The organism is Thiocapsa imhoffii, assembly GCF_016583985.1.
Taxonomy (GTDB): domain Bacteria; phylum Pseudomonadota; class Gammaproteobacteria; order Chromatiales; family Chromatiaceae; genus Thiocapsa; species Thiocapsa imhoffii.
In genome coordinates, this window is the sequence record NZ_NRSD01000007.1 from 53,799 (window position 1) to 70,249 (window position 16,451).

Annotated in this window: 17 protein-coding genes; 6 read left to right on the plus strand and 11 right to left on the minus strand. The window is 63.0% G+C overall.

The window, feature by feature from the left end; all coding sequences use genetic code 11:
- Nucleotides 1-469: 469 nt before the first annotated feature.
- From pufB (CKO25_RS21120) to CKO25_RS08870, 5 genes are all read left to right on the plus strand, one after another.
- Nucleotides 470-625 (plus strand): light-harvesting antenna LH1, beta subunit, encoded by a 156-nt coding sequence (pufB, locus tag CKO25_RS21120; protein WP_338115098.1) that lies wholly within the window; start codon nucleotides 470-472, stop codon nucleotides 623-625.
- Between the two features lie 17 nt (nucleotides 626-642).
- Nucleotides 643-1,074, plus strand: a complete 432-nt coding sequence (gene pufA, locus CKO25_RS21800; protein ID WP_200387572.1) for a light-harvesting antenna LH1, alpha subunit — start codon at nucleotides 643-645, stop codon at nucleotides 1,072-1,074.
- Between the two features lie 76 nt (nucleotides 1,075-1,150).
- Nucleotides 1,151-1,291 carry a light-harvesting antenna LH1, beta subunit gene (gene pufB, locus CKO25_RS08860; RefSeq protein ID WP_200387656.1) on the plus strand — a complete coding sequence of 47 codons (141 nt, stop codon included), beginning with the start codon at nucleotides 1,151-1,153 and terminating at the stop codon, nucleotides 1,289-1,291.
- 21 nt (nucleotides 1,292-1,312) lie between these two features.
- Nucleotides 1,313-1,477, plus strand: coding sequence for a light-harvesting antenna LH1, alpha subunit (gene pufA, locus CKO25_RS08865; RefSeq protein ID WP_200387573.1), 165 nt, complete (start codon nucleotides 1,313-1,315; stop codon nucleotides 1,475-1,477).
- A gap of 372 nt (nucleotides 1,478-1,849) precedes the next feature.
- Entirely contained in the window at nucleotides 1,850-2,281 is a 432-nt protein-coding gene (locus CKO25_RS08870) for a PilZ domain-containing protein (protein WP_200387574.1), read from the plus strand.
- 274 nt (nucleotides 2,282-2,555) lie between these two features.
- Here CKO25_RS08870 and CKO25_RS08875 read toward each other — a convergent pair whose 3' ends face one another.
- From CKO25_RS08875 to CKO25_RS08925, 11 genes are all read right to left on the minus strand, one after another.
- Nucleotides 2,556-3,935: a V-type ATP synthase subunit B gene (locus tag CKO25_RS08875; protein ID WP_200387575.1), complete on the minus strand. Its 1,380-nt coding sequence runs from the start codon at nucleotides 3,933-3,935 to the stop codon at nucleotides 2,556-2,558.
- Between the two features lie 91 nt (nucleotides 3,936-4,026).
- A complete protein-coding gene (locus tag CKO25_RS08880) occupies nucleotides 4,027-5,823 on the minus strand; it encodes a V-type ATP synthase subunit A (protein WP_200387576.1) in 1,797 nt (598 codons plus the stop codon).
- 4 nt (nucleotides 5,824-5,827) lie between these two features.
- Nucleotides 5,828-6,469, minus strand: a complete 642-nt coding sequence (locus tag CKO25_RS08885) for a V-type ATP synthase subunit E family protein (RefSeq protein ID WP_200387577.1) — start codon at nucleotides 6,467-6,469, stop codon at nucleotides 5,828-5,830.
- Nucleotides 6,470-6,626: 157 nt separating this feature from the next.
- On the minus strand, nucleotides 6,627-6,947 hold the full coding sequence (locus CKO25_RS08890; RefSeq protein WP_200387657.1) for a V-type ATP synthase subunit F: 321 nt from the start codon (nucleotides 6,945-6,947) through the stop codon (nucleotides 6,627-6,629).
- Between the two features lie 79 nt (nucleotides 6,948-7,026).
- Nucleotides 7,027-7,476 (minus strand): ATP synthase subunit C, encoded by a 450-nt coding sequence (locus tag CKO25_RS08895; protein WP_200387578.1) that lies wholly within the window; start codon nucleotides 7,474-7,476, stop codon nucleotides 7,027-7,029.
- Nucleotides 7,477-7,571: 95 nt separating this feature from the next.
- Nucleotides 7,572-9,494, minus strand: a complete 1,923-nt coding sequence (locus tag CKO25_RS08900) for a V-type ATP synthase subunit I (RefSeq protein WP_200387579.1) — start codon at nucleotides 9,492-9,494, stop codon at nucleotides 7,572-7,574.
- A 42-nt stretch (nucleotides 9,495-9,536) separates the two neighbouring features.
- Nucleotides 9,537-10,607 carry a V0D/AC39 family V-type ATPase subunit gene (locus CKO25_RS08905; protein WP_200387580.1) on the minus strand — a complete coding sequence of 357 codons (1,071 nt, stop codon included), beginning with the start codon at nucleotides 10,605-10,607 and terminating at the stop codon, nucleotides 9,537-9,539.
- Between the two features lie 70 nt (nucleotides 10,608-10,677).
- Nucleotides 10,678-10,995: an ATPase gene (locus CKO25_RS08910; RefSeq protein ID WP_200387581.1), complete on the minus strand. Its 318-nt coding sequence runs from the start codon at nucleotides 10,993-10,995 to the stop codon at nucleotides 10,678-10,680.
- Nucleotides 10,996-11,239: 244 nt separating this feature from the next.
- Nucleotides 11,240-12,838 carry an ABC transporter permease/substrate-binding protein gene (locus tag CKO25_RS08915; RefSeq protein WP_200387582.1) on the minus strand — a complete coding sequence of 533 codons (1,599 nt, stop codon included), beginning with the start codon at nucleotides 12,836-12,838 and terminating at the stop codon, nucleotides 11,240-11,242.
- Entirely contained in the window at nucleotides 12,835-13,587 is a 753-nt protein-coding gene (locus CKO25_RS08920; protein ID WP_200387583.1) for an ATP-binding cassette domain-containing protein, read from the minus strand. The genes CKO25_RS08915 and CKO25_RS08920 overlap by 4 nt, the downstream gene beginning before the upstream one ends.
- A gap of 133 nt (nucleotides 13,588-13,720) precedes the next feature.
- Nucleotides 13,721-14,122 carry an Aq_678 family protein gene (locus CKO25_RS08925; RefSeq protein ID WP_200387584.1) on the minus strand — a complete coding sequence of 134 codons (402 nt, stop codon included), beginning with the start codon at nucleotides 14,120-14,122 and terminating at the stop codon, nucleotides 13,721-13,723.
- Between the two features lie 154 nt (nucleotides 14,123-14,276).
- Between CKO25_RS08925 and CKO25_RS08930 the strand changes: the two genes are divergently transcribed.
- Nucleotides 14,277-16,412: a molybdopterin-containing oxidoreductase family protein gene (locus CKO25_RS08930; protein WP_200387585.1), complete on the plus strand. Its 2,136-nt coding sequence runs from the start codon at nucleotides 14,277-14,279 to the stop codon at nucleotides 16,410-16,412.
- Nucleotides 16,413-16,451: the final 39 nt, after the last annotated feature.

Here is a 16,451-nt window from a genome sequence, read left to right on the forward strand (position 1 = left end):
ATGCACTCCGAACGCTGGGGATGTGCGCTGGAACCTGATTCAACCCCCTCGCACATGCCGTGCAAACCATCCCTGTCCCGTTCGCTCCCCATCCCCGTCCTGGGGGCGGGTGCGCTTGTGGCTGCAAGCGTGCCGCGGGCGGCCTGTCCCAACTCGCGTGTCGTGCGCCTTGCCTGGCGCTGTGGTTCACAGCCTGCCTGCCTCGATCGTCCCCCAATCAAAGATGTGTCAAATTTTGTTGACATTAGTGAACGTCAAGCTAATATGACACTCAGGATCACATGGTGATCCCGTGGTATTTGGTTGCAGCGGACCGACGGGCAGGCGCTGTGTCGGCCATCTGCCAAATGTTCCTCTGTCGCACGCATCCCGGGCGGCGACTCCTGCAAAACCCGTATGGAGGCCAACTCAAATGGCTGGGCAGCAATCTCCCGCCGCACAACCCACCGGCACCAAAGCCCGCTCACAGGTGAAACCTGTCGTCGAGCCACCCAAGAGCTTGTCAGGACTCACGCCTGAGCAGGCAAAAGAGTTTCACGAGCAGTTTAAGGTGACCTACACGGCGTTCGTGGGGATCGCGGCGCTGGTTCATTTGTTCGTTATTGCGAGCAACCCCTGGTTCTAATCTAGGAGCGCATCAACGTGTTACAAGACGCATTTCGGAACGTTCTCAACTATAAGCCGAGTGAGCAGGACTATCGGATCTGGCTGGTTCTCAATCCAGCTGTCTGGCTGATCCCCATTTTGTTCGCCGTCCTCGTCATTGCCCTCGCGGTGCATCTCTATGCGTTCTCGCTGCCTGGCAAGGCTTGGGATTCAGGCAAGGTCGTGCCCGTCGAAGAAGTCGTCGTGGTTGAAGAAGTCATCGTGATCGAAGAAGTTGCGCCGGTTGAAGAGGCTGCTCCGGTCGCCGAGGAAGCCGCTCCGGTCGCCGAAGAGGCTGCGTCCGAAGAGGCCGCGCCCGTTGAGGCCGAGGCCGCCGAAGAGGTCGTCCCGGCTGATGCCGAGCCAGCCGCCGAGACCGTCGAAGAGCCGATCCCGGTTGAAGTCATCGTCGCTCCTGAAGCGGCCTGAATCGAGTGATTCACATCCGGATCTCGCTCGCCACCCGGCAGTTCGGCGACCCACGGGATCCACCACAGGAGAACCCCTGATGTCACAGTCCCTATCCGGCCTCACCGAACAACAAGCGAAAGAGTTCCACGAGCAGTTCAAGATCACCTACACCGCATTTGTTGGGATCGCTGCCTTAGTGCATCTGTTTGTGCTCGCCGCCAATCCCTGGTTCTAACGACAATACGAGATCAAACTCATGAGTGACGTGAACATCACCAAGCCGAAGAACCCGGAAGACGATTGGAAGGTCTGGCTGGTTCTCAATCCTGCCAAGTGGCTGATGCCGATCCTGTTCGCCGTGTTGATCATTGCCCTGGTGCTGCACGCTGTCGTGTTCGAGATGGGCTTCGGTTGGGCCTGATCGGCGTGTATTAAAAGCCGCGACGCCGACGGTGCTCTGAAGCTGTTCGACAGCAGTTCAGAACGCGAACGACGTCCGTCTTTTCGCAGCCCAGTGCGAGCAGTGGTCTTGATGCTCTGCTCGCATTGGGCTGCGCTCTTTGCTGACGTGGCTTGGTGTTCCCCGCCCCCCTAGAGTTTCCCGGATGATCGGACGTTCCGGGTGATCCTGCCTGATGTTCCGTCTGATCTCGCTTCTCTCGCCCTTCGCACAGATTCGATCGACAGCCTCCCCGCTGACGGGCTATTCTCTCTAGTGGACTTTAACAGCCGACCGAAACGACCCGGGCGTATCGGACGCTCGTGGGTGCGGCTGCGGTCATGAGGGAAAACAATGGAAACCAGTGACGCGGAGCATGAACGACGTCGATTCGAGCGCAAGCCCTGGCATCATGAGGCGCGCCTGCTTCCACTCAGCGCGATACCCGCGGACCCATCGGGACCGGTTAGGGTATCGGGGGAGGGCACGGCATCGCCCGTGGGCATGTCCCGAGCAGCCTGCTGTGACATCAGCGAAGGGGGGCTACAGGTCTGGGCCGAACATCTCTTCGTCATCCGTGCGCGGTTGCTGGTGGAGATGGATACCCCGGATGCCCCGGTAGGGCTTCAGGCGATTGGCACGGTGGTTTGGAGCGCGCCCGGCGAGAAGGAAGGACAATGGGTCCTCGGCATCGAATTCACCGATATCGGTGATACCGCGCGCTCGAAGATCAAAGCACTCGTCGAACCACAGATCATTCGACCCTTGTTGGATCTCGACACCTAAAGTCCCGAGCACGATCGCTGGATGCGGCGGGCGAGGTCCCGGGCATCATCCACCCGAACCTCTTCCCGCTAGGCCAGGCTGTTATTCGATCTAGGTCCGCGAGTCTCCTCCCATCACCCCCTTGTCCCTCTGTGATCCACGCGGCGCGCTGTCGTCCATGAGGGCGTGCGCGACCGGCCATGCAACCGTCGTTGGGCCTGTGAACGACAGAGCTCGGAGCCTCGGTCCCGACAGGGCGACTCGCCGCGTTCCCCTGCTCGGCGTCGGTCGGCCGCTAATCGCTTCCCTGGTAGAACTTCGCAAGATCGGTTTCCTTGACGCGCGTGAGCATGTCGCGCGGGAACATGCTGATGAGTTCCCACGCGAGATTGAGCGTCGCCTCGATCGAACGATCCTCGGCCTCGCCCTGACCGACGAAGCGTTCGTCGAAGGCGTCGGCGAAGCTGAGATAGCGACGATCACGCTCGGAGAGTTCGTCCGCCCCGATGATGGAGGCGAGGTTGCGTGTCTCCTGTGCGCGGGCGTAGAGGGCATAGATCTGGGCCGCGACGCGCGGATGGTCCTCGCGGGTATCGTCCTTGCCGATGCCGTCCTTCATCAAACGCGACAGACTCGGTGAGATGTGTACGGGCGGATAGATCCCCTGATTATGCAGTTCGCGCGACAGCACGATCTGCCCCTCGGTGATATAGCCGGTGAGGTCTGGGATGGGATGCGTGATGTCGTCGGATGGCATGGAGACCACCGGCATCATGGTGATGGAGCCATGCCGCTCATGGATGCGTCCGCAGCGCTCGTAGATCTCGGCGAGGTCTGAATAGAGATAGCCAGGATAGCCTTTGCGGGCCGGCACATCGCCCTTGGCGGTCGCGACCTCACGCAGCGCCTCGGCGTAGTTGGTCATGTCGGTGAGGATCACCAACACATGGCGATCGAGATCGTAGGCGAGGTACTCGGCGGCGGTCAGCGCGGTGCGTGGCAGCGTGAGACGTTCGACGGGTGGGTCGTCGGCGAGGTTGATGAACATCACCACGTTGCGCAGGACGCCAGAGGTCGCGAACTCGTCGCGAAAGAACTTGGCATCGGCATAGGAGACGCCCATGGCCGCGAAGACCACCGAGAAGCTCGTGTCCTCGTCGACGAGTTTGGCCTGACGCCCGATCTGCGCGGCCAGGCGATTGTGGGGGAGGCCGGAACCGGAAAAAATCGGCAGCTTCTGACCACGCACCAGGCTATTGAGGCCATCGATGGTTGAGATGCCGGTCTGAATGAACTCGCGCGGATAAGTGCGTGCCGCGGGATTGATGGCGGAACCACCGACCGGTCGACGGATACTCGAGAGAACCGGGGGACGACCGTCGCGTGGCTCGCCAAGACCATTAAACTCACGGCCGAGAATCTCGGGCGAGAGTGCGATCTCGACGGGTTCATCGAGAAAGCGGACCCAGGTGTTTTCGAGATCCAGATCGTCGGTGCCCTCGAACACCAAGATCAACACCTCGTTATCGGCACTGCGAATGACCTGGCCATTGCGGCTGTGGCCCGCGTGATCCCTGATGTGAACCCGGTCGCCGAACGCCACACTGGCGGTATCCTTCACGATCAGCAGGCCGCCCCGGGCCTCGATCGCCGTGCGATAGTCTTTGATGCTCATTGCAGCGCGTCTCGTCTAATCTGTACCCTTGCCATGCCGGCGCGCCGCCGCGGCCGACGAGTCTGCTGTCCTGATGCGGTGGTGGTCTGCATCACACCGCCTCGCCGTGTTTGGCGTATTCGAGTCGCACGGACTCCATGGTCTGCTCGACCTCGCCGTGGAAGGCGACGATCTGATCGAGCTGGTCGCTGGCATAGAGTGACTTCAGCCGTCGCATCTTCGCCATGAGCGGGAGATGTTGCAGCTCGGAGACGGGAACACCGAGCTTGATCAAGGCCGCGCCGCGCTTGTAGATGGTGATGGCGAGATCGAGCAGGGCGAATTGCTTGTGCGGAGAGCAGAAGGTGTCGATCTCATCGAGAGCGCTCTGTTGGAGCACCCCCTCCTTCACCAGCGACGCCCCCTCGAGTTCCCAGCGCTGCGCGTCGGAGAGTGCCTCGGGGCCGACCAGATTGACGATCCGCGAGAGTTCGGCATCCCGTGCCAGGAGGGCCAGCGCGGCGGTGCGGCGTTTCTCCCAGTCCGGGTCGATCTCCTGGTGCCACCACTGCGCGGCGGTGTGGACATGCTTCGAGAAGCTGGTGACCCAGTCGATCGAGGGATAGTGGCGCGCATCGGCGAGCTCCTTGGACAGCGCCCAAAAGGTCTCGATGATGTCCTTCGTATGGCTGGTGACGGGTTCGGAGAAGTCGCCACCCGGTGGTGAGACGGCGCCGATCAGGGTGACCGAACCCGACCCGGCCCCATAGGTCTCGACCCGCCCGGCGCGTTCGTAGACGGCGGCGAGCCGTGATGCGAGGTAGGCCGGATAGCCCTCCTCGACGGGCATCTGCCCCAAGCGTCCCGACACCTCCCGCAGCGCCTCGGCCCAGCGGCTCGTGGAGTCGGCGAGCATCACGACGTCGTACCCCATGTCACGGTAATACTCGGCCATGGTGATGCCAACATAGACGGAGGCCTCGCGCGCGACGACCGGCATGTTCGAGGTGTTCGCAACCAACAGGGTCCGCTCCATGAGCTTGCGCCCGCTGTAGGGGTCGTCGAGTTCCGGGAAGCTCTCGAGCACATCCACCAGTTCGTTGCCGCGTTCGCCGCAGCCGACATAGATGACGATGTCGGCGTTCGACCAGCGCGCAATCTGTTGCTGCACCACCGTCTTCCCGGCGCCGAACGGTCCCGGCACCGCCCCCTTGCCCCCCTTCAATTGCGGGAAGAAGGTGTCGATCACACGCTGCCCCGTGATCAGCGGCGAGATCCCATCGTCGCGGCGCAGGTAGGGACGCGGTTTGCGTACCGGCCAACGCTGATACATGCTCAGGCGGTGACTCAGCCCGCGTGGGTCACGCACTCGCGCGATGGTCGATTCGATGTCATAGGCACCCGCCGGCGCGACCTCGAGCAGATCCCCTTCGACCCCGGGCGGCACCATGATCCGATGCAGGACGGTTGGGGTCTCCTGAACCGTCCCCAACACGGTTCCGGGTCCGATCCGATTGCCGGGGGTGAGTTCGCGGTTCGGCTCGAACTCCCATTCGCGTGCGCGCTCCAGCGCCGGCACGGCAATCCCACGCCGGATATAGTCACCCGACTGAAGCGCAATTTTCTCCAATGGACGTTGCACGCCGTCGAAGATCCCCCCCATCAGTCCGGGACCCAACTCGACCGAGAGCGGCCAGCCGAGACCGACAGCCGGTTCACCCGGTCGCACGCCCTCGGTTGATTCGTAGGTCTGGACCACGGCCTCACGGCCGCGCAGCGAGATCACCTCCCCGAACAGTCCCAACTCACCGATTTTCACCTGCTCCCCACTGCGCACGCCCGGTAACTCGACGGTCACGATGGGGCCATTGATGTCGCGAATGACACCGATTCGTTTTGCTTCGCTCATGCTCTCATCCGCTAAAGAGGTTGGCGGTGTCGAACCCGCTCGGCAGCAGTCGTTCGAGGATGACCTGTTGCACGGTCGGGCGCAGGCGCTCGAGCCGTCCTTCATAGGTGTTGTCGATCCGAATCCGCTGGTCTGCATCGGTGACGAGGATGCCCGCGATGGTCTCGATGGGCTCATCGGCAAGGCGCGCCGTTTTCGGTGCGGGGAGGCTGTCGAGGATCGTTTCCCAGCGCGCCGCGAGTCGCTTGTGGTCCCGCGCATTGACCGAGACAATCAGTGCATCGCGCTCGATCAGGTGTGCCGCGCGCACGATGAGCTGATCCAGCCAGGGATCATAGGTGTTGAGCGTTTCACTGAATGCCTTCATCCGCCCCGCGAGCGCGCGCTCGACATCCTGCACCAGATTCCAGCGCATCTGGTCGAGGTGCGTCTGCATCTTCAGTTCGTTAGCCTGCACGTGCTGACGAAAGGTGCGATCGCCTAGCGACTTGGCGATGGCCTCCTCGCGGTTTTCGCGCAGTCTCAGCCGTTCGGCCGCTTCGCGCAGGATACTGTCGCGACTGCGGTTCGCGCGCTCGCGATACTCTCCGGCCAGCCGTTCAGCACGGGCCAGGATGGCCTGTTCGAGCTCTTGTACTTGATTCACGGTCGATCCCCGGTAAAGCGCGCCGAGTCGTAGCACGCGGCGTTTGGTCTTGGTTCGAGCCGAAGCGCCCCTGATCGCGGCAGGATGAGGCCGCCCGATCCGGCAGGCCGCTCGGTGCGCGATTGTGCTGCAGGCTCGTGGTCTGGCCGCCATCCCGTCATCTGCGTGTTTGCTCGTCGAGCACGGTCTGACCAAAGAGCGCGGCGAGCCGTCGGGCCACATCCCCGCCCAGCGTCGGGCCTTCGCCGAGCGGTGGCACGGCGATCACGACGATGCGTCCACCCTCACGGCGGACCCGCTTTAGGCTTGGGATGTCCTGTTTCATCAGGTCATCATCAACGACGATGAAGGCCTTCTCACGCAGGCGGATCAGCTCACGGATACAGCGATCGACCTGTTCTAGGTCAGGATTTGGGTAGGTCTCGAAGCCGATCAGCCGAAACCCATCGGCGAGCCGATCCTCACCGAGGAAGAGCATGCGAGTCGGTCGTGCGTAGTCTTGTTCGGGCTCCACCGCTAGGCTCCTGAAGGCTCGCCGAGCGCCACCGTGGCGGCGATCAGATCTTGTTGATCAGCAGAATGGAAATCACGAGCCCGTAGATTGCGATCCCCTCGGCAAGACCGAGATAGATAAGGGTGCGACCAAGATTCTCCGGTTTCTCGGTGATGGCCGCGAGCGAGGCGGCACCGATCGGTCCGACCGCGATGGCTGCGCCGATCGAGGCGAGCGCGGTCGGCAGCCCGGCGCCGATGATGGCGAGTCCCATTCCGAGAGAGACCTCATTGACAGCCGCCATGCTGTCCGGCGTCACGTCGGCAAAGGCGCTGTTGAGCCCAACGAGGAGCAGGCCGAGTTGAGCGCCAAAAAAGAGGATCAACTGTGTGCCCATCACGGGGCGAAACCAGGTCCGCGCACGGGTAACGAGGTGCGGACGGAATTCAAGTGCGAAACCGGCGATGATCAAGCCGAGAACGGCGAAACACATGAGGGCGGCGAGCCAATACATGATGGAACTCCAAGTTTAGGTGTGTGTGATCGTGTTCGGGATGGGCTGACGTGCGAGCGCTCCGATGCCACTGCTCAGATGAGCATCGAGACCGCTCATTTGGGGTCGCGGCGCAGGCGCAATGGTGCGAACTCATGACCGTTCCCCGAGAAATAGCGTGAGAAGCCCTCGTAGTACTGCAGTCGCATCACCTGGATCGCGACGATGCCACCCTCAAGTACGATGACAAACAAATTGCCCAGGATGATCGTCAGGATATGCCCGAAGGTGCCCATCATGCCCGCGAGCGTAAAGATCGCGATCGAGAGTGCGACGTGGTTGAGACTGAAGGCGGCGACACGCAGAAAGGAGAGGGTGTTGGAGACATAGCCGATGAGGGTTTCCAGGGTCTCGATGAAGACCACCAGGATCTTTTCACCAACTGGAGCCTGTTGCTTGCGCCAACTCGCCCAGGCCAAACCGGCAAGCGAGCCGCTGAGCAAGTACAACGGCATGGTGCCAAAGGCCGCCATCCCCGTGGCGTCCCCGCTGGCACCATCGGCTTGTACGACATTGAGGCCCCCGGTGATCAGTGCCAGGTAGAACACCAAATTCAGGACACCATGATGACCGAAGATGGCTCCGGACCAGTTGCCGATGGCCATGCGATTGTAGATCGCCAAGAGGCAAGCGAGGCTCAGGAAGAGCACGCCCCAGCCGAACGCCAGTCGCAACATCAGCAGTGGGTCGCTGAGCGGATTCATCCATAAGGCCGGGATCAAGTGTTCCTCGCCAAAGAAGCTTCCATAGAGGATCCCGAAGAACATCGAGGAGAAGCCGGCTAAGAGTCCGAAGGGCCAGAAGCGGCCCAGCTTATGACGCCACTGCCAGGCGGCAAAGACGATCACCGCTCCTTGGCCGAAGTCGCCAAACATGCTACCGAACATCAGGACGAAGGTGACGGCGAACAGTGGGGTTGGATCCACCTCTCCGTACTCGGGGACGCCATACTGTTTCACCAGCAACGCAAAGGGCGCGAGGAGCCAATGTTTTTCCGGGACCGTGGGGACCAGCGGTCGCTCCGCCGCACTTGGCCGGCGGACCCGCATCTCGAACGGATGCCGCAGGGCTTTCTCCAGACGGACCCGCAGTCGGATCACCGAACGTGCCGGCACCCAGCCGGCCAGATGCGCGAGGTGCCCAGCGCTGCGGATGGACGGATCAAGTGTGACCAGCGGTTCGGTGAGGATCAGGGTCTGGCGCGCATCGCGCAAGCGTGCAAGGAGCGGTGTCCCCCATTGCGCGATCCGTTTCTGGAGTTCGGCGCGGGCGCGCTCGATCTCTTGGCGCTGCACCGCGAGGTCGTGTTGGAGGTCGGCCGGAGCGCGGTCGAGTTCGCGCGGGATCGGCAGATTCTGAAAGCCCGCGGCCTCGAGCACGGCGGACAGTTCGCCCTGTTTGGTCTCGGTCGGTCCCACAATGACAACGTGGGCCTGCTCGCCCTCTTGCATGTAAACATGCAGGATGTGATCCGCAAGGCTGACGGCGCCCTCCAATTGACGCAGATTTTCACGCGGCACCAGACCGACATAGAAATTCAGAAAACGCGTCTTGTTGCGCAAGAGGCCGAGGTCGATATTCAGGTGGGCGAAATTGGCCAGCGCCGCCTGTTGTTCCCGGACCAGACGCTCTTGTTCGTCAAGTCGGTGCAGTTCCTCCTCGAACTCCGACGCCTCGTTCCAGATGACACCGAGCCAGGCATTCAATGCCTCGAGTTCTGGGAGTTCGACCACCCGCACCTGCTCGGTGCCTCGTCGCGGGGTGATGGGGATCAGCTTGCGGATCTTCTCGAGCCGGGTATGGGCCTGGGTGTAGGCCTCGCGATAGGCCTGCCCGGGCGCGTCGACGAGTCGGGATTCCTGCGGCGGGCGCGGGTCCGGGTGGAAGCTCTCCAGGTCCGCGAGGGCAAGCGAGGCCTGCGGAAGATCCTCGGTCAGCACCAGGAGACGAACATGTTTCATCGGTGTCGAGCGCAACATCTTTCAGCCTCGGTGGTGCGGATCAGGCAGCATGGGATCCCGTCAAGCGGCTCGTGAACCGGACCAGAGGCAACTCGGCTCGGCCAGTTCGACCGCGATCTCGATCGCGGCCTCTGGGAGGGCAAGGAGTTGGCCTTGAACCAAGGCAAACAGCAACAGGAGGTCGCGCTCACGGAGCATCAGATAGGCCAGTGCCCGCGCCACCGCCGAGTCGGTCCGGTTCAGCACCCAGAGCGCTTCTTGGGCGGCGTAACTGCCGATTCGCCGCTGGACCTCGACCAGGTTCGGGCTCTCGGACATGAGCCGGTCCAGTGGTCTGGGCAGGGCCGCGAGCACCCCCGCAAAGGTCTCCAGATTGACCAGATGGAACAGCCGTTCGCGGGTCAGCAGGCGCCTTGAGGGGACCAGGTGATAGAAGGTCTCGGATGCCGAGAGGAGGTAGGAGAAGCGAAATCGCAGCAACCACATCAGATTGATGCGATCGAGTTCCGCGCCGATCAGGCGTTTTAAGGGGTCGAGATGATGATCCTTGAAGGCCATGACCTGGCGCAGGAGACCCGCATAGTAGCGCTGATCGATGGCCGCCTCGAGGGCGAAGGGCTCCCGCTGCTTCTCATAGATCTCGCGCGCTTGTCGTGCGAGGGCGCGGTGTGATCCGCTCTCGAGTTGACGCAGCAGTTCGAGCACATTCTCGGCGCGAAACAAACCCGCCTTGGTTTCATCCGACAACCGCATCTGTTCGGGCAGTTCATAGAGATTGTCGAGGATCTCTTGTTGGTCGAGCGCGTAGAGTTTGCCGCGAATCAGGGTCTTAAGGTTGAAGAGTGCATATTTGCTGCCCCAGTCGAGCACCAGCGTGCGCTCGGCGGGGCTCATGGGCCGAACCAGGATCAGGAGTTCGGCCAGGAGGACCTGAATCAGGCTTTGCTCGACGGCACGGCTGCGCACGCGAATGGGCAGTTGCTCATCCAGGATCGCGTTCAGGCCAAAGCGTTCGGCCAAGGCCGGCAAGGGCAAACGCATGAGGGTGGCGATCTCGGATGATCGGAACAGGCGAGTCGCCATGACGGAGACACGCGTGTTCAGGTAGGCGTGGTCGGCTATCAGGGGCATGAAGGGATCGCTGGCACCGGGAGCGGGTTGGCAGCGGCGGGCTCGTATTGGTTCACGCGCGCGTCGGGATTCAGAGTTCAGGGTCGATCAGCACATTGAAGGCGGCATCGAGTGCCTCACCCTCGCGGCGTTCCGCTTGATCGCGTAATTGCACGTGCCGTTCGTCATAACGCCGTCGTAATTCGGCGACATTCTGCTCGGCCCGCTCCTGGGCCTTCGCGATGAAGGCACGGTGCAGATCCGGGATGCGGGCGGTGAAACGTTCGTTTTCAGCCTTGGCATCGGCCATCGCCTTCTGAATGATCCGCTCCTGCTCCGCCTCTGCTTGCTGAGCGATGGTCTCAGCCCGCATCTCGGCTTCGAGCAGTCGTTGAAGGGTGTCATCCATGCGCGCGACCTCAATCGGAACGCTTAACGGGAATATCAGCGGATTCTAACGAAACACGTCCGGGCAAGCGAGCCTTATCGCTGCGCCCCGATGCGGTCCTGCCTGGGTTCGATGCCTCTGCTGGACCGCTGCGCGGCGGGGCGGACCTGGGTTGGCTCGGAGGTCCGCGACAGCAGTCCGGATGCGGCCGTGGTAGCCAGGCTTGGCTTCTGCTGACGCGCACCGTACCGCACCGCGCACGCTCTCACGTGCCTTCCGTTCCTCCGCGCGGTCGCAAGCGCAGGCCACGTGGTACCACCCAGCGTTCGGCGAGCTCGAAAAACCACTGGAGGCCGAGCGCTAGGAGCGCGGCGGGGATCGCGCCTTGCATGATGAGTCCGGTATCGTCGAGGCGGATTCCGGTTAGGATCGGTTGACCATAGCCGCCCGCGCCGATGAGTGCGGCCACCGTCGCCGTGCCGACATTGAGGACCGCCGAGGTCTTGATGCCGGCGAGGATGGTGTTGGCGGCGAGTGGCAGTTCCACCAGCCGCAGTCGTGCACCCCGAGTGAGCCCAAGCACGTCCGCTGACTCCCGCATCGGTGTCGGGATATCCATTAAACCAGCATGGGTGTTGCGGACGATCGGCAGCAGGCTGTAGAGAAAGAGGGCCACCACCGTTGGCCACCAGCCGATCCCAAGCCACGGGATCAGGAACACGAACAAGGCGAGGGATGGAATGGTCTGGATCATGCCCGTGATCCCCAACACCAGATGGCCGAGCTTGGGATGGCTGGCGGCCGCCACGCCCAGTGGGACGGCGACGAGGATCGCGGCGATCAGCGAGACGCTGACCATCCCGAGGTGCTCGAGCGTGCGTTGCCACAAGCGGTGCCAGAAGCCACTGTGGCTGATCGCGACCGAAACCCCCAAGCGATCGTCCAGGAAGGTCGCGGCGACCGCCTGCTCGGAGGCGCCCGCGAGCTTCACGGCGCCGTTCATCCGCGCCATCGTCGCTTCGTCGATTGTCCCTTCAAGGCCACGAAAAGCGGCGATGACCGCCGGGGCCAGGGTGTCCAATTCCTCCCGATAGAGGAGCATGGCCTGGTAGTCCTCGAAGTAACCCAAGTCGTCCTCGAGCATCCGCAGATCGTATTGGGCGATCTCGGCGTCCGTGGTGTAGACCACGGTGACATCGAGATGCCCGGCGCCGATGCCGCGATATACCAGGTCATGATCGAGACCCTGTACCCGGGTGTGCGGCAGGCCATAGCTGCGTCGCAACCCGGGCCAGCCGTCGGCTCGATCGAGAAATTCGCTACTGAAGCCCAGTCGCAGGTCCGGATGCGCGCGCAGATCGGAGATCCGTCTCAGCTCGAGCCGCTCGGCCAAGGCCGCCGGCACGGCGATGGCGTAGGTGTTCTGGAATCCGAGCGAGTCGGTCGCGCGCACCCCATGGGCAGCCAGTGCCGCCTCCAGATCCGCTGGTGACTCGATCCTGGTGGTTGCGAGGATCTCGCGGATCAGGGTTCCGCTGTACTCAGGATAGACATCAATCTCACCGCTCAGGAGCGCCCCCCAGAGAATCCGGGTGCCTCCGAGTTCGGCGCGATGACGCGCTGGGTGGCCCGCGTCGAGCGCGAGCAACCGGAGGGTTTCACCGAGGATCACGGATTCGGTGAATTTTTTCGAGCCGATGGTGATGGGTCGCGCGCCGGACTCCTCGGCGAGCACCGCGCTCACGCACCCGAGCAGGGTCAGGACGCAGCAGAGGAGTCCCAGATGGAATGGGAGTAGGCGCGACGGCAGGCGACGCCGCGCGGTTGCGCGCGATGAGGTCAGTGTCCTGGTATCGGGGCTCATGCGGGCAGCCCCAGGAGCAGGCGTTGTGGCTCCCGTTGCGCGGCGACGAACTGCGCGACAAAGTCCTCGGCGGGGGCATCGAGCAGCGTGCGGGGCGGACCCTGTTGCACGATTTGCCCCGCGCGTAGCAGCACCAGTCGGTGACCAAAGAAGACCGCCTCGGCGAGATCATGCGTCACCAACAGCACCGTTTGTCCCAGGCGGGCGAAGATTGCCTTGAGTTCGCGTTGCAGTTCGAAGCGGATCATAGGATCGAGGGCCCCGAGCGGTTCGTCGAGCAACAATAAATCTGGATCCAACATGAGTGCGCGCATCAGGGCGACCCGTTGGCGTTGGCCACCGGAGAGTTCAATCGGGTAGCGGTCCAGCATCCGCTCGGGGAGATGCACGAGTTCGGCGAGTTCGGCCAGACGTTGCTTACGCCGTGCCGTTGGCCAATGCAGTTCGCGCGCCATCAGGGTCACATTGTCGCGCACGCTCAGATGCGGAAAGAGGCCACCGTCCTGGATCATATAGCCCATACGCAAGCGGGCCGCGCGCAGGTGGTGATGATCCAGGGTGGCACCCTCGAACCGGACCGCGCCCCGCTCGGGCTGGATCAAACCCGCGGCCAGCCGCAGTAAGGTGGACTTGCCACAGCCGCTCGGGCCGATCAACACCGTCGTCTCCGCCTCCGCAACCTCAAGATCGACGCCCGCTAGGGCCACCGCCTCGGCATAGGTCTTGTGGACGCCCTCGAATCTCAGCACGAACTTCTCCTCCCGCAGCGGCTTGATGGAATCAGATCGAGCGCGTGGGTGCCTGCGATGCGCGCGGCGCCCACGCGGGGTGACCGGGTGCCTTGGCGAATGATCGAGGTCCTGGCCTGGGATCACGCGCCCTTCAGCAGCCGGAGACACAAACCTGGGTGGACTCGACGAGACCGCCGCAGTTCTGATAACACTGGTTGTAGTCGGAATCGCAGCGATCCGTATTCGCGCTGACACGGCAGGCGTCGCGGTTGGTGCAGGCATTGCGTTCCGCGTCGCTCTTGGCCGTGGCTAAGCAGGTGGCATAGCGCAGGGTCGCGGTCTGTTGGCAGACGGCGCGCTCCTGCGCCGCGCGATTCTCCATCGTGGCGCGGCACAACTCGCGGATCGCCGCGCATTGGGTGATGCACTGTCGACCGTTTGCATCGGTCGGTGGCTGGTAACTGTATTGGGTCCGGTAGACCGGGCCACAACCCAATAGGGCCGTGCTTGTCAGGATCCAGGCGAAGACGACGAGGGAAGGTCGGTTCAACATGTGACGGCGGTCCTTGATGTGGAGACCAGAGGAATGGACTTGGAGGTTGATACCATGGAGGCGAGCCTGCGCGTGACAGAGTTGGCTTGAATTCACCGCGCTGAAAGCGCATTGAGACACCATCGCAGCGGATGACCACGAACGGGATCAAGGCATGACTTGGAAAACCAGTACCTGTTACGAATGTGATGCAAATTGCGCCATTCAGGTCGAGCTCGACACAACCGGCGAGCCGGTCCGGGTGACCGGTCCGGACTGCCCACGTTGTTATGCGCAATTGGATCGGCGCAACCATCCCGATCGCATTCTCCACCCGCTCAAGCGGGTCGGCGCACGCGGCAGTGGCCAGTTCGAACCCGTGAGCTGGGACGAGGCCCTCGACAGCATCGCGACGCGTCTCAACGCCGTGAAGGCCGAACATGGCGCACCGGCCGTGGCCTTCTTTGCCGGCTACACCAAAGAGGCGCGCCCGCAGCTGCAACGACTCGCCCATGCCTTCGGCTCACCAAACTATCTCACCGAGAGCGGTTGCTGCTTCTCCGCCACCATGGTTGCCGAAAAGGTCACCTTCGGCTACAAGATCAAGACGACCTCCACGGTGGTGTCGCCGAAGACGCGCTGCCATCTGATCTGGTCGACCAATCCACGCGGGTCCATCCCACCCTTCGATACCCACCTCCTGGTGACACGCCGTCCTGGTCGAACCCTGATTGTGGTCGATCCTCGCCGCACCCCATTGGCCGAGGAGGCCGATGTGCATCTGGCGATCCGCCCCGGCACCGATGGCGCATTGGCCCTCGGATTCCATCATTTGATCTTCGCCAATGGTTGGCAGGACCAAGCCTTTCTCGATGAGTGGGGCAACGGGGTGGCGGCGTTTCGAGACTATGTCGCCGCGTTTACGCCGGCGCGGGTCGCGGCAATCTGCGGCGTGCCCGAGGCGGATCTTCGCCGCGCCGCGGAGTTATTCGCGACCACCCCACCCGCGCAGATCACGCTCTCGCCGACCGCGACGGTCCAGCACACCAATGGGTTCCAGAACCATCGCGCGGTGATCCTGCTCTCCGCCGTCACCGGTAATCTCGATCGCGAGGGTGGCAATCGCTTCTTCAACGACAAGGTGACCCCGAAGCCGATCGAACTCTTCGATCACTGTCGCAATCATCTGCCCCCGCGCATCGGCGACGAGGTCTACCCCATTTGGACGCGCTATTGGCCCGCCGCGCAGAGCATGCTGATGCCTGATTGCATCCTCGAGGGCAAACCGCAACGCATCCGCGCCCTGCTGGCGATGGGGATCAACACCGCCATGTGGCCGAATTCCAAGCGCATGGAACAGGCGCTTGGCGCGCTCGACTTCTTCGTGGCCACCGACTTCTTCCATAACCCGGCCACCCGCATGGCCGATTTCGTGCTGCCAGCGGCAACCAGCCTGGAGCGCCCGGCACTGATCGCCTATCCCGGCTGCGCCTATCAAGGGGAGTTGCGTTATCGCCGCCCCGTCGTCGCGCCGAAGGGCGAGGCCCGTCCCGACGGGGCGATCTTCCTGGAACTTGGGGTCCGGCTCGGGATGGGCGAGCAATTCTGGAATGGCGATTTAGAGGCCTCCTGGGCCGAGGCGGCGGAGGGCATCCCGGAGGAGATTCGCCAAGAGGTCTACGATAATCCGGACGGCGTGGTCGTCTACGCCGAGGCGATCGAGGACCTCGTCGAACACGGCTATCTGGACGCCGACCGTCTTTACCGTCTGCGCGGATTCCGTACCCGCACCGGGAAGGTCGAATTCGACTCGGTGGAACTGCGCGAGGCGGGACACGACGGGCTGCCCATCTATCGCGAGCCACCAGAGAGCCCCGTCTCGACACCCGAGTTGGCCCGCGACTTCCCGCTGGTGCTCACCAGCGGCGCTCGCACCAAGTTCGATACGCACTCGCAGCACAACTATATCGAGCGGATGCGCCGCGCCATCCCCAATCCGCTCGTCGAGATCCATCCCGAGGACGCCGCACCGCGCGCGATCGCTGACGGCGACCCCGTCATGGTGCGCTCTCCGCGCGGTGCCGTGCGGTTCGTCGCGAAGGTGACGGATCGGATCAAACCGGGCGTGGTTCATTGCACGCACGGTCGCAACGACGCGAACGTGAACGAACTCACCGATGATCGTCATCTCGACCCGATCAGCGGTTTTCCGCCCTTCAAATCCCTGTTATGTCAGGTCGAGCGTCTGGACGAGGATGATCGCACGCAGGTTCTGGGTCAGACGCGCGCGCGCTCGCGTGTCGCGGCCTAAAACGGACCGGATTGCCACGACTCGCGCGCCGACTCGCGC